A 13,988-nucleotide genomic window follows, 5' to 3' on the forward strand; every position below is an offset into this window, starting at 1 on the left:
GGCCCGGGCCTCGATCGACCCGAACCTCGATTGACTCGGACTTAGTTTGGCTTGTAACCAAACAAACTATCCCCCGGTACTAGGATGGACAAGGGGCGTCGATCTCCGATGCGGCATGATGAGCGGATGGGCGGGAACAGGGTGATCTCGAGCCTCACCGACGTGCGGGCGACCAACCTGGCGGCGGTGCTCCGGCATGTGCGGGTGCACGCGCCGTGTTCCCGCACGGACGTCGCCTCCGCCACCGGGCTGAACAAGGCGACCGTCACCAGCCTGGTCGGCGAGCTGCTGGACCGGCGTCTGCTGCGCGAGACCGGCCCGGCCGGCAACCGCATCGGCCGCCCCGCCTCGCTGCTCGCCCTGGAGGGCCGCCCGTTCGCGGCGGTCGGCATCGAGGTCGCCGTCGACTACCTGACCGCGGTCGCGGTCGACCTGAGCGGCTCGCGGCTGCTGTCGTGGCGGCGCTCGTTCCCCGGCCTGGGCACCCCCGCCGGGCGTCCCGAGTCGGCGGTGGCCGCCCTGGCCGGGCGGGTCACGGCCAAGCTCACCGGTCAGGGGCGGCGCATCCTCGGTCTGACCGTCGCCGTCCCCGGGGCGGTGGCCGCCGACGACACCGTCCGCTTCGCGCCCCACCTCGGCTGGGCCGACCTCGACCTGCGGCCGGCCCTGGCCAAGGCGCTGCACGACCCGGCGTACGACGTGATGATCGAGAACGACGCGAACCTCGCCGTGGTGGCCGAGCACCGATCCGGGACGCACGCCGGGGCGCCCGACCTGATCGCGCTGCTCGGCGGGGCCGGGGTGGGCGCCGGGATCATCGCCGGCGGCCGGCTGGTGCGCGGCGACCGCGGCCGGGCCGGGCGGGTGGGGCACCTCCAGCTCGAGCCCGGCGGGCCGCTCTGCCGCTGCGGGCGGCACGGCTGCCTGGACGCGTACGCCGGGCTGCCCGCCCTGATCCGGGCCGCGCTGCCGGACGCCGCCGACGACGGACCGATCACCGACTACGCGCCCGAGCTGGCGCGCCTGGCCACGATGGCCGGGGCGGGCGACCCCACCGCGCTGGCCGCCCTGACCACGGCCGGTCGCCGCCTCGGCCAGGCCGTCTCGCTGCTCAGCGACCTGCTCGACCCGCGGGCGGTGGTGCTCGGCGGCACGTTCACCGACCTCGCGCCGTGGCTGCTCCCCGCCGTCGAGGCCGAGGCCAAGCTGACCGTGTCGATCATGGACCCGGCCGCCGTGGCGACCGGCGCGGCGGCGCTGGCCCTGGAGAATCTCGAGGCCGGCGCCCTGCCGTCCTGAACCTGTCACGGGCGCCCGCGCTTGGCCGCCGAACCTATACTGAGGTCCGATATGGACGCGGTCGCCGGTCGGGGCCGCGGCCGGCGAAGGGCGGGGCCGTGCCTGACGAGACGGACGAACCGAAAGGGACGTTGCTTTTTCGCGTGCTCTTCAGCACCTTCTTGATCGTCGTCGCCACGATCGCCGCGTTCGCCTATCAGAAGTCCGGCAACAACGTGTACGTGCTGATCGGCGCGATGGCCGGCGTCATTCTTCAGCCGATGGTGAATAATCCCGAGAAGACGCGGAAGGCGCTGGGCCGCCTACGCGGGATCGTCTCGGGCCGGCAGAGGATGATCGCGTTCGGCGCGGCTGGGGTGCTGGTCCTCACCGTGGCGGTCGTGTCCATCATCGAGATCACCCCCGACGAGATCTGTCCGCACGCCACCGAGCTGCGCGTTCTCACCTCGCCCGAAGGGCTTCAGGCGATCCGCGAGGTCACCGAGGCCTACGCCCGGGCCACCGCCGACGACGGCTGCCCGACGGTGTTCCCGTACGTCTACGCGGCGGGCGCCGCGTCCGTCGGTGGCGCCCTCGCCCGCGGCTGGGTCGATTCGCGCACCGAGCATCCGCTCATCGACTTCGGGCCGCGCCCCGACGTGTGGCTGCCCGACTCGACGGTCGACGTGCGCAAGGTCCGCGAGATCCTGGCCAAGACGCTGCCGCCCGAGCTGACCGCCAACGGCCGGCTGGTGGCCCCGCTGCGCGACGTCACGTCGGTCGCGTCCTCGCCGATCGTGCTGGCCGGCCCGGCGGCCGCCCGCGACGAGACGGCGACCCTGCCCGGCCTGGTCGAGGCGGTGCTGGCCCGGCCGCGTCCCACGCTGGCCGCCGCCGATCCGGAGTCGTCGGCGGCCGGGCTGCTGGCCTCGGCCGGCTACCTGCAGGACGAGCGGACCGGTCTCGTCGGCGACACCGAGGCGCGGCGGCGCGAGCAGATCATCGCCGGCTCCACGCCGTCCAGCACCGACGAGGTGAGCCTGCTGTGCTCGTACCTGCGTCGCGGCCAGACCCCGGCGGCCGTCCTCACCAGCCTCCGCACCTGGCGGCGCATGGTCGCCGGCAAGCCGCTGGGCCCCGGCTGCCCGGACCGGCCCGCCTCACCGCCGGACGCGGACGCCGCGCCTCCGGTGCTCGAGGGCCCGGCGCTCGACCTGCCGTTCGTGCGGTTCACCTGGAGCGGCACCCGGCACGCCGAGGCGGCCGACGGGCTGCTCACCTGGCTGCTCAGCGACAACGCCCGGCCGCAGCTCAGCCAGGCCGGGCTCGATCCCCCGCTGCCCGGCTGCACCCCGCTGGAGCGCAACGCCTGCGTGCCGATCGCCCTGAACGAGATGCTGCGGGTGCACCTCCAGGCCAAGCTGTCCGGCCGGGTTCTGCTCGCGGTCGACTCGTCCGGCTCGATGGCGGCCCGCACCGGGCCCGGCGAAGCCACCCGGTTCAGCGTGGCGTCCCAAGGCGTGCTGGAGTCGCTCGGCCATCTCGGCCCGAACGACGAGTTCGGGCTGTGGACCTTCCCGGCCCAGCGGGGCCGGCGCTCGCCGGAGCTGGTCGGGCTCGCGCCGGGCACGTTGCCACAGCGCAGCGCGATCGCCGCCGGGCTGCGCACGGCCCGGCCGGCCGGGGCGACACCGCTGTACGCCACGATCCTCGGCGGACTGGACGAGGTCGCCGGCGGTCGCGACGACAAGCGCATCCGTGCCCTGGTCGTGCTGACCGACGGCGAGGACACCAGCAGTGATCGAACCCTGAAGCAGATGGAGACCGAGGTGCGCCGCCGGACCGGCGCCTCCGGTACGCGGCTCTATGTGATCGCCACCGGCGACGCGCGCTGCGAGGGTGCGGGCGGGACGGAGAACGGCCTCCGCCTGCTGACCGACGCGGCACGAGGTGAGTGCCTGGAGACCAGCCCGGGAAAGGCGGACGCCACCATGGCCCAGCTCTTCGCGACCCTGTGGGGTGGACGGTGATCAGCACACCGAGGTGGCGCACCCTGGCGCACGCGCTCGCCTGGTTCGCCACCGGAGTCCTGGCGATGGTCTTCGTGGTCTACGCCCGTGGCCTCGTCCACGATGATCCCTCGCCCCTCACCGGCGCCGAGATGGTGATCCTCACCGGCGCCGACGAGAGCATCGGTGGTCAGCGGCAGGCGCTGGTCGACCAGTGGAACCGCGCGCACCCGAGCACCCCGGCGCGACTGGAGAACCTCTCCACCAGCTCCGACGCTCAGCACAGCGAGATGGTGTCACGGGCCCAGTCCGACAATCCCGGCATCGACATCTACAACCTCGACGTCACCTGGACGGCCGAGTTCGCCACCGCCGGGTACATCCGGGCCCTGGACGAGACCACCGACATCGCCGGGTTCCTCGGCGCTCCGTTGCACACCTGCCAGTTCGACAGCCGGCTGTGGGCGCTGCCGTTCAACACCGACGCCGGCCTGCTCTACTTCCGCACGAGCGTGCCGACGAACGCGCTGCCGAAGACCCTTCCCCCGCAGCCGAACGACGTGCGCGCGCTGCGGACCTCCCAGCCAGGGCTCCAGGGCGGCCTGGTGACCCCGCTGGCCCAGTACGAGGGGCTGACGGTCAGCGCGCTCGAGGCCATCTGGTCGGCCGGTGGCGAGGTGTACGACGCCGAGAACAACCTCGTGGTCATCGACAGCACGAAGGCGCGCGCCGGGCTGCGCCAGCTGGCTCAAGGACTGCGGGGAACGGACGGCCTGCCGCCCGCCATCGCGCCGCGGTCACGGGAGTTCCGGGAGGACACCGGCCGCACCGCCTTCCGGCGCGGCGAGGCCCCGCTGATGCGCGACTGGCCGGTGGCCTATGGTCAGCTGCGCTCCGGGGACAAGCCGCTGAAGGACTTCGACGTGCGCCCACTGCCGGGCCGCAGTGTGCTGGGCGGACAGAACCTGGCCGTCGCCGCGGGCACCCGCGACCCGCAGGTGGCGCAGGAGCTCGTCCGATACCTGACCAGTGAGGACAGTGAGAGGCAGCTGTTCGCTCAGGGCGGGCTGGCGGCCACCCGGTCCGCGGTCTACGACGATCCGGAGGTCCGGCGGAAACGCCCGTACGCGCCGGTCCTCCTGCAGGCGCTGAACGAGGCCAAGTCGCGGCCCGACACGCCGCACTACGCGCTCTTCAGCAGCGTCTTCCAGGAGATCGTGGTGGAGACGCTGAACAGCGGCGGCGAGCTACCCGACGACGCGGTGACCCGGCTGACGGACGCCCTGCACGGCCGCCTCGGCTGACCAGACTTAACCGTTTAAGAAAATATCGATGGATGCCGCTGGAGGTCTTGACCGGCGTCGATGTCCGGTGCCAACCTCGGAGGACTCCGCGTAACACGGGTGTAACCGTCGGCGGAGTTTTCTTCACAGTCTCATCGAAGCGCTTCGACGAGGGGTGGCGCGGCATGAACGACCCGGCGCCCGGGAGCTTCCGGGACCCCGACCGGCCCGTCGCCGACCGGGTGGCCGACCTGCTGGCGCGGCTCACGCTGCCGGAGAAGATCGGGCTGCTGCATCAGCATCAGGTGGGCGTGCCCCGGCTGGGGTTGACGCCTTTCCGGACCGGGACCGAAGCGCTGCACGGGGTGGCCTGGCTCGGGCCGGCCACCGTGTTCCCGCAGGCCGTAGGGCTCGGCGCCACGTGGGATCCGGACCTCGTCCGGCTGGTCGGCGAGGCCACCGGGGCCGAGGTGCGGGCGCTGCACCACAAGGACCCCGAGCGGGTCGGCCTCAACGTGTGGGCGCCGGTGGTCAATCCGCTGCGCGACCCGCGGTGGGGGCGCAACGAGGAGGGGTACGCCGAGGACCCCTGGCTGACCGGCGTGATGGGCACCGCGTACGCGCGCGGCCTGCGTGGCGACGACCCGCGCGTCCTGCGAACCGCGCCGACCCTCAAGCACTTCCTCGGCTACAACAACGAGACCGACCGCTCGCGTACGTCCAGCGACCTGCCGCCGCGGGTGCTCCACGAGTACGAGCTGCCGGCCTTCCGAGCGCCCCTGGCCGCAGACGCCGCGGTCGCCGTGATGGCGTCGTACAACCTGGTCAACGGCCGTCCCGCCCACCTCAGCCCGCTGATCCGCTCGGCGCTGCCCGAGGTGATGGTGGTCGGCGACGCCGGCGCGGGCGGCAACATCCACCGCGACCAGGGCTATCTGCCCGACCACGCGGCGGCGTTCGGCGCGGCGCTGCGGGCCGGGGTCGACTGCTTCACCGAGGACGACGCCGATCCGAGGCCGACCGTCGACCGGCTCACCGAGGCGCTCTCGCGTGGGCTGATCGACGAGGCCGACGTGGACGCCGCGGCGCGGCGGATCCTGACCGTGCGGGTCCGGCTGGGCGAGTTCGACCCGCCGGGCTCCGATCCGTACGCCGCCGTCTCCGGCGACGTGATCAACTGCGCCGAGCACCGCGACCTGGCCCGGCTCGCCGCCCGCGGCAGTGTCGTGCTGCTGCGCAACTCCGGGGCGCTGCTGCCGTTGCCGCCGGGCGCACGGCTCGCGGTGATCGGGCCGCTCGCCGGCACGGTGCTGACCGACTGGTACAGCGGCACCCTGCCGTACGCGACCACGCTGCGTTCCGCCCTGCCGTCGGCCACCTTCGTCGAGGGCTGCGACCGGATCGTCCTGCGATCCGGTACGGCCGAGGCCGGCCGCTTCGACGTGCTCGACTGGGGCGGCGGCGTCCTGACCTTCCGCTCCCCCGCCGGCGGTTACCTGCGGGCCGGCCCGGACGGGGTGCTGACCGACGACAGCGCCGGACCGGGCGAGTGGGTGGTGCGCGAGACCTTCGAGGCGCGCCGCACCGGCGACGAGGTGCGCCTGCGCAACGTGGCCCTCGATCGCTGGGTCACCTTCTCCCCCGGCGCGCTCCCGCCCCTCCGGGCCGCCGCGCCCACCGTCGACGAGGCCACGGCGTTCACCGCCTCGCTGATCGTCGACGGGCCGGCGCTGGCGGCCTCGGCGGCCCGTGACGCCGACGTGGCGATCGTGGCGCTGGGCAACCATCCGATGGTGGCCGGACGCGAGACCGAGGACCGCGCCGATCTGGCCCTGCCACCGGCGCAGCAGGTCCTGCTCGAAGCGGTGCTGGCCGCCAATCCGCGCACGGTCCTGGCCTTGACCAGCAGCTATCCCTACGCGCTGCCGGACGATGTGCCCGCGGTGCTGTGGTCGGCGCACGGCGGGCAGGAAGCCGGGGCGGCCCTGGCGGAGATCCTGCTCGGCGCCGACGAACCGACCGGGCGCCTGCCCCAGACCTGGTACCGGGACGCGGCCGAACTGCCCGACCTGCTGGACTACGACATCATCGGCAGCGAGTCGACCTATCTGTACTTCCGGGGGACGCCGCAGTTCCCGTTCGGCCACGGGCTTGGCTACACCCGTTTCGCCCATGAGAACCTGCGCCTCAGCCGGGCCGAGACGGACGCCGGCGGGGTCGTCACGGTGCTGGCCGAGGTGGTCAACGTCGGTGATCGGGCCGGTACCGAGGTCGTCCAGCTCTACACCCGCCGGCGCCGGTCCCGGGTCCGGCAGCCGTTGCGGCAGCTTCGCGACTTCCGCCGGGTACGCCTCGAGCCCGGCCAGCGGGCCACCGTCTCCTTCGAGCTGCGGGCGGCCGACCTCGCGCACTTCGACGTCACCCGCGGCCGGATGACCGTGGAGACGGCCCGGCACTCGGTGATGATCGGGCGCTCCAGCACCGACATCACGCTCTGCGCGGCGTTGTCGGTGCGGGGCGAGGAGGTGCGTGATCGGGCCGGTCCGCTCGCGGCCGCGACACGCGACGACCAGTTCGGTACGCGGCTGGCCGACGAGACCCGCACCGACGGCGACGTGGTGGAGGCGCGGCTGGCCGGCGCCTGGGTGGCCTTCCACCACGTCGACCTCGGGGCCGGGGTGAGCCGGGTGCGGGTCCGGGCCGCCGCGCCGGACCGGGACGCCCGCCTCGAACTGCGGCTGGACGATCCGCTCACCGGCCGGCTCCTCGCCACGATCGACGTGCCCGCGACCGGCGACCCGTACCGCTACGCGGATGTGGTGCAGACCCTCGACGGCGCGGGCCGGCACGATCTGTTCCTGGTCTTCGACCAACCGGGGGTACGGGTCAGCGCGCTGGAGTTCGGCCGAGGGGCGGCCTGATGGCCCGTCCGGACGGGAAGCGCGCCGACATGGTGACGATCGCCGACGTGGCCCGGCACGCCGGCGTCGCGGTCAGCACGGTCTCCTACGTGCTCTCCGGCAAGCGGGCCATCTCGACGACCACCCGGCAGCGGGTCCTGGCCAGCATCGCCGAGCTCGGCTACCACCCGCACGCCGGGGCACGGGCGCTGGCCAGCCGACGGGCCAACGTGATCGCCCTGGTCCTGCCGTTGCGGACCGGCATGCACCTGCCCGTCCTGATGCGGCTGGTGACCGCCGTGGTCACCGCGGCCCGGCAGGCGGGGCACGACGTGCTGCTGATGACCGCGGACGAGGGGCCGGCCGGGCTACGGCGGATCGCGGCCAGCGCCATGGTGGACGGCGTGCTGGTGATGGACGTGGAGATGTCCGACGCCCGGGTGCCGGTGCTGCGGGAACTCGGCCGGCCCTCCGTACTCATCGGATTTCCCGCCGACCCGACCGGGCTGACCTGCGTCGACCTCGACTTCCACCGGGCCGGGGCACGCTGCGCCGAACACCTGGCCGAACTCGGGCACACCCGGATCGCGCTGCTGGGGGCGCCGCCGGTGGTCTACCAGCGCGACACCGGGTTCGCCCGCCGGACCCGGGCCGGGTTCCTCGACGCGGCCGAGCGGCTGGGGATCACGGCCACCGCGCGGCCCTGCGGCGAATCGCCGGACGACGCGCGGGCAGCCGTGGAACAGCTGCTGATGGACGTTCCGGACGTCACCGGACTGGTTGTGCACAACGAGGAGGCGCTCGCCCACGTCCTGGCGGTGCTGCCCCGGCTGGGACGGGGCGTGCCGGACGACGTGTCGGTGGTGGCGATCTGCCCGGACCAGGTGGCCGAGAACGCGTGGCCGCCGCTGACCGCGGTGCTGATCCCGGCCGAGGAGGTGGGACGGCAGGCCGTCTTCCTCTTGATGCGCAAACTGGACGGTGCGCCCGTACCCGAATCGACCCTGCTCGGCCCCGCGCTCACCGTGCGCCGAAGTACCGCATCAAGACCTGTTTCGGAGCCCGCGGCGGCCCGGATGGGTGAGTGACCGGAACCCGACCCTCACCGATCCGGTACGCGCGCCGCGGCGAAGTCCTCCCGCACGACCACCTTGGGGGAGGACAGAGAATGACCACACGACGAAAGCGCACCGCCGCGGCGCTCGCCGCCACCGGCCTGGTGCTGGCCGGCGCGATCGGCGGACTCGGCCCGTCGACGAGCACCGCGTCCAGCCACCGCGAGGCGCCGCTGATCGCCAGCGACCCGGCCGCGGACAACACCGACCTGTACGCGTTCGTCAGCCCGGACCGGCCGGGCTACGTCACCATGATCGCCAACTGGATCCCGTTCGAGGAGCCGAACGGCGGTCCGAACTTCTACCCGTTCGCGACCGACGCCGCGTACAAGATCAATGTCGACAGCGACGGCGACGCCAAGGCCGACGCCGTGTTCCGCTGGACCTTCAAGAACGTCGACAAGCGTGGCAACCAGACGTTCCTCTACAACAACGGCCCGGTCACCTCGCTCGACGACGAGAACCTGCTGTTCCGGCAGACGTACACGCTCCAGTCGTCGTTCGACGGGCAGCCCTTCAAGACGCGGATCAAGGACGCGCCGGTCGCGCCGTCGTGGACCGGCGCCGCGTCCATGCCCAACTACCAGACACTGCGTGACCAGGCCACGGTCGGGCTGCCCGGCGGCTGGAAGCTCTACGCCGGCCAGGCCGACGACCCGTTCTTCCTCGACCTGCGGGTCTTCGACCTGCTGTACGGCGGGGACCTCAGCGGGACCGGTCAGGACACGCTGGCCGGCTACAACGTGAACACGCTCGCGCTCCAGGTGCCGTTCAAGGACGTCGCCCTCAAGGGTGACGCCCAGCGGAATCCGGTGATCGGCGTGTGGACCACGACCGAGCGCAACCGGGTGCGGATCACCGGCGACTCCGCTTTGACCAACGACCGGGTGCAGGTGTCGCGTCTGGGCAACCCGCTGGTCAACGAGGTGGTCGTACCCGCCGGCCTGAAGGACGCGTTCAACTCGATCTCGCCCGACAAGGACGCCGGCATCCCCGCCGTCGTCCAGCGTGTCACCGACCCGGAACTGCCCAAGCTCATCCAGGGCATCTATCAGATCCCGGCGCCGGCGACACCGCGTAACGACCTGGTCGAGATCTTCCTGACCGGCATCACCACCAAGGCGAACGGTCCGATCAAGGCCGACCTCAACTCGCAGCTCAACAACAAGGACGTGCGGGCGAGCCGGTTCCGGCCGTCCGAGATGTTGCGGCTCAACCTGGGCGTGCCGGTCGCGGCCACACCCAACCGGCTCGGCGTGCTCGGCGGCGACCTGCAGGGCTTCCCGAACGGGCGGCGGCTCACCGACGACGCCGTCGACATCTCGATCCAGGCGGTCGAGGGCGCGGCGCAGACCGGCAAGCTGGTCGACGCGCTGGCCGCCGGCGACAAGGTGGACGCCAACGACCAGCAGTTCGGCGCGTCCTTCCCGTACGTCGCGCTGCCCAACATGGGCGCCGTCAACAGCAACCGGTCGCCGGTCGTGGCGACCGAACCGCCCGCCGCGACCGGCCCGTCGGCGTCCTCCGCGCCCGGGCCCGTCGCCCTCAAGCCTGCTTCGGCCGACCAGGACTCGTCCCGGGACAGGTGGCTGATCGTGGCTCTCTCGGTCGGGGCCGTGGCCGTCGTCCTGTTCCTCGTCGTCCTCGCCTGGCTGCGCCGCCGGGCCCGGGTCTGAGGAGACAGCGACGTCATGCGTCACCACCTGCGGATTGTGTCGATCGTGTCGGTGACCGCCCTGGCCGTGTTCGCGGCCGGTGCGATCCTCGGCCTGCGCGAGACGCCGCCGGTCGTCCGGACGGCGGGTGCTGCCCCCGCGGCAGCGCCCGCCGACCGGCAGGCCCAGGCCATCGCCCGGGCCCAGGACCGGCTGCGCGAGCTGCCCCGCGACCATCAGACCTGGGCGGCGCTCGGCGTCGCGTACGTGGAACGGGCCCGGATCACCGCCGACCCGTCGCTGTATCCCCGGGCCGAAGGCGCCCTCGAACGCTCACTGGCGGTGCGGGACAACCCCGACGCGCTGGTCGGCCTGGGCGCCCTGGCCAACGCCCGGCACGACTTCGCGGCGGCGCGCACCTACGCGACGCGAGCGCTGCGGACGAACGCGTACGACGCGAACGCGTTCGGTGTGCTGGCCGACGCGCTGACCCAGCTCGGCGACCGGGCCGGCGCCACGGCGGCGATCCAGAAGATGCTCGACCTGCGGCCCGGCCTGGCCGCGTATGCTCGGGCCTCCTACGACCTGGAACTGCGCGGCTCGCTCGACCGGGCGTCGTCGCTGATGGAGCAGGCCCTGGCCGCGGCGGCCGACCCGGCGGACATCGCGTTCTGCCGCGGCCAGCTCGCCGACCTGGCGTTCAGCCGGGGCGATCTGGCCGGCGCGTCCGCCCACCTCGACGCCGGGCTGGCCGCGGAACCCCACTACCAGCCGTTGCTGCGGGGCCGCGCCCGCGTTCTGGCCGCCCGCGGCCTGCTGGCCCCCGCGCTGGCCGACGCGGCCAAGGTGGCCGCCCGGACCCCCACCCCCGACACCCTCCTCGAGTACGCCCAGCTGCTGCGCCTGGCCGGCCAGGACCCGTCTCGGCAGCTCGACCTGGCCGACGCCGCGCACCGCGTCTTCCAGGCCAACGGCGGCCGCGACGACCTGACCGGCGCCCAGCTGGCGCTCGCTCGCGGTGACCAGGCCACGGCCGTGCGGCTGGCCCGCGCCGAGTTCGCCCGGCGCCCCTTCCCCGACGTGGCCGACGCCCTGGCCCAGGCCCTCCACCAGTCCGGACAGGACAAGGCCGCCCTCGGGTACGCCCGCCGCGCGGTGGCCGCGGCGCCGTCCTCAGCGGCGTACACCTGGCATCTCGCCCAGATCTCACTCACCCTGGGTGACCGGTCGTCGGCGCTCGTCCAGCTCCGGCGAACACGTTCGCTCAACCCGCACTTCTCCCCCGCCGACGGACCCACCGCGGCCCGCGCCCTGGCCGCCCTGGAGGCCCACCGATGAAGCGCGCTGCCATCCTGCTGGCCCTGGTCATCGGGGCCGTCCTGCTGCTGCCGGCCGGGCCGGCGTCGGCGCACCCGCTGGGCAACTTCTCGGTCAACACGTACGCGGCGCTGACCGTGCACCCCGACCGCCTGGACGCGGTGGTGGTGGCCGACATCGCCGAACTGCCCACCCTCCAGGACCCGGCGCCGACCTGTGCTTCCGCGGCGTCGACGTTCACGGTGACCGTGTCCGGCCGGCCGGTCGCGTGGACTGTGGCGTCCTCATCGTTCGCCTCGGCGCCCGGGGCCGGCGGCCTCTCGACGAGCCGCCTTTCGTGCACACTCTCCGCACCGGCCGCCCTCGGCGACGTGGCCATGGCGTTCACGTTCCGCGACGACCGCATCGGCTGGCGCGAGCTGGTGGCGACGGCCGGGCCCGGGGTGGCGCTGGAGGGTTCGCCGCTGCCCACCGCCGGCATCAGCGACGAGCTGCGGCACTACCCGTCGGACCTGCTGACGTCCCCGCCTTCGGCGCGAACAGCGTCGTTCACCAGCCGGGCCGGCGCGGGGTCGTCGTCTGCTCTGTCCGAGGCGTCGCCGCTCTCGGCCGGGCCGTTGGAGGCGTCGCCGCTCTCCTCTCGGCCGTTGGAGGCGTCGCCGCACTCGGCCGGGCCGTTGGCTCGGGCCGAGCGCTATCTCGAGGAGCTGGTCGGCGGGCGGCGGCTCACGCCCTGGGTCGGCGCATTGGCCGTGGTGCTGGCGTTGCTGCTCGGGGCCGGGCACGCCGCCCTGCCCGGCCACGGCAAGACGGTGATGGCGGCGTACCTGGCAGGCCGGCGTGGCCGCCCCCGCGACGCGGTCGCGGTGGGGGCGACGGTGACCTTGACCCATACCGGCGGGGTGCTGGCTTTGGGGTTGCTGCTGACGACGGCGGCCGGGGTCGCCGGGGAGACGATCCTCGGGTACCTGGGGTTGGTCAGCGGGGTGGTGGTCACGGCGATCGGGGCGGGCGCGTTGATCGCCGCCCTCCGCCGCCGGGGCGGCCCCTTGGACGCCCACCACCATCACGGCCCCGGCACCCATTCCCACGACGAGGACGGCGGCCACACGCACACCCGCGCCGGCGCTCAGCCCCACCTTCACGCCGGTTCTCACCAGCACGACCACGCCGGCCCGCACACCCACGCCGGCGCAGACAGCCGGGCGCCTGGGCGAGAGACGACTCAGCCGCACGTCCATGCCAGCGGACGTACCCTCGCAGGCGCACCCACTGACCGCGGCGGCGGCGTCACCACCGGCCCGAGAGCCACGGCCGTGCTGGATCTTCCGCGCGCGGACGGCGAGCCCGCCGACGTTACTAACGACCAGCCGCACCACGACCACGCGCCCGGCCAGCACGAACGATGGCACAGCGAGGGTGATGCCCACACGCATAAGCCGGACCGCCACGCCCACGCCCACACGCAAAAGCCCGGACACCACCACTCCGATGTGGCGGAGCAACACCGTGACAACGCCTCAGGGCCGAGCCGGTGGAGTATCGCCGGGATGGGCATCGCCGGTGGGCTGGTCCCAAGCCCGTCCGCGCTGATCGTCCTGCTCGGCGCGGCCGCCCTGGGCCGGACCGTCTTCGGCGTCCTGCTGGTCATCGCCTACGGCGCAGGCATGGCCGCCACCTTGACCGCGGCCGGCCTCCTCCTGATCAAGATCCGCGACCGCCTGGAGGGCCGCCTGACCCGCCTACGCCGCCTGCGCACCGCCGCCCCGATACTCACCGCCGCCCTGATCCTGATCGTCGGCGCCGGCCTCGCCGGGCGAGCCGTCATCGGCCTGCTCTGACCCGGCCGGCGAGCAGGCCGCCGCCAGCCCACTCTCCAAGCACGACAATCCACACCGGCACCCTCCTGTGGACGAAAGACCGAACTTGTCGTACCTCCGCGCTACGTTTCGCCCACCCAGAACAGGGGTGGGGGAGGTGGCGGCGGCCGCGTAAGATTTGATCTTGCTTGCCAATGGCGACCCCAGCCTCATGGCGTGCCTGGTCCCGCTGCGTGCTGGCCCTCGGGTCGAGCCCGCTTCCGCTGGGTGCCGGCCCTCGCGCTGGTCATGGGCCGAGCTAGGTTGCCAGGCGCCCGAGCTGCCCGCTCACCCTCCCTGCCGCCACTCACCCTGGCTGCCCCGCACCGGTGGTAGGTCCTGACGGTGTCCGGGCGGGCCACACCGTGCAGCCCTACCACCGTTCGAGGCAGTGGTAGGCCCCGACGGCATCCAAGACCGCAACGCCGAGCCGCCCTACCACCGCCCGTCGCAGCGGTAGACCCCAACGGCATTCAGGACCGCAACGCCGAGCCGCCCTACCACCGCCCGTCGCAGCGGTAGACCCCAACGGCATTCAGGACCGCAACGCCGAGCCGCCCTACCACCGCCCG

Annotated in this window: 8 protein-coding genes; all 8 read left to right on the forward strand. The window is 73.4% G+C overall.

The features are described 5' to 3' along the window. The first annotated feature begins 126 nt into the window (after nucleotides 1-126). The 8 genes from AB0M54_RS20025 (at nucleotide 127) to AB0M54_RS20060 (ending at nucleotide 13,398) form a co-directional block, all read left to right on the forward strand. The gene (locus AB0M54_RS20025; protein ID WP_364472957.1) at nucleotides 127-1,299 is read left to right on the forward strand and encodes an ROK family protein; all 1,173 of its coding nucleotides are present in this window, start codon (nucleotides 127-129) and stop codon (nucleotides 1,297-1,299) included. Between the two features lie 143 nt (nucleotides 1,300-1,442). Next, nucleotides 1,443-3,308 carry a substrate-binding domain-containing protein gene (locus tag AB0M54_RS20030; RefSeq protein ID WP_364472959.1) on the forward strand — a complete coding sequence of 622 codons (1,866 nt, stop codon included), beginning with the start codon at nucleotides 1,443-1,445 and terminating at the stop codon, nucleotides 3,306-3,308. Further along, a complete protein-coding gene (locus AB0M54_RS20035; protein ID WP_364319542.1) occupies nucleotides 3,305-4,591 on the forward strand; it encodes an extracellular solute-binding protein in 1,287 nt (428 codons plus the stop codon). The genes AB0M54_RS20030 and AB0M54_RS20035 overlap by 4 nt, the downstream gene beginning before the upstream one ends. A 164-nt stretch (nucleotides 4,592-4,755) precedes the next feature. Continuing rightward, nucleotides 4,756-7,491 (forward strand): glycoside hydrolase family 3 C-terminal domain-containing protein, encoded by a 2,736-nt coding sequence (locus AB0M54_RS20040; protein ID WP_364472961.1) that lies wholly within the window; start codon nucleotides 4,756-4,758, stop codon nucleotides 7,489-7,491. Next, entirely contained in the window at nucleotides 7,491-8,558 is a 1,068-nt protein-coding gene (locus AB0M54_RS20045; RefSeq protein ID WP_364472963.1) for a LacI family DNA-binding transcriptional regulator, read from the forward strand. Before AB0M54_RS20040 ends, AB0M54_RS20045 begins: the two co-directional genes overlap by 1 nt. Before the next feature lie 80 nt (nucleotides 8,559-8,638). Further along, nucleotides 8,639-10,261: a DUF4331 domain-containing protein gene (locus AB0M54_RS20050; RefSeq protein ID WP_364472965.1), complete on the forward strand. Its 1,623-nt coding sequence runs from the start codon at nucleotides 8,639-8,641 to the stop codon at nucleotides 10,259-10,261. Nucleotides 10,262-10,276: 15 nt separating this feature from the next. Continuing rightward, on the forward strand, nucleotides 10,277-11,578 hold the full coding sequence (locus AB0M54_RS20055; protein WP_364472967.1) for a hypothetical protein: 1,302 nt from the start codon (nucleotides 10,277-10,279) through the stop codon (nucleotides 11,576-11,578). After that, on the forward strand, nucleotides 11,575-13,398 hold the full coding sequence (locus AB0M54_RS20060; RefSeq protein WP_364472969.1) for a sulfite exporter TauE/SafE family protein: 1,824 nt from the start codon (nucleotides 11,575-11,577) through the stop codon (nucleotides 13,396-13,398). The genes AB0M54_RS20055 and AB0M54_RS20060 overlap by 4 nt, the downstream gene beginning before the upstream one ends. The last annotated feature ends 590 nt before the right edge of the window (nucleotides 13,399-13,988 follow it).

The sequence above is a fragment of the Actinoplanes sp. NPDC051470 genome, from assembly GCF_040682035.1.
Classification (GTDB): domain Bacteria; phylum Actinomycetota; class Actinomycetes; order Mycobacteriales; family Micromonosporaceae; genus Actinoplanes.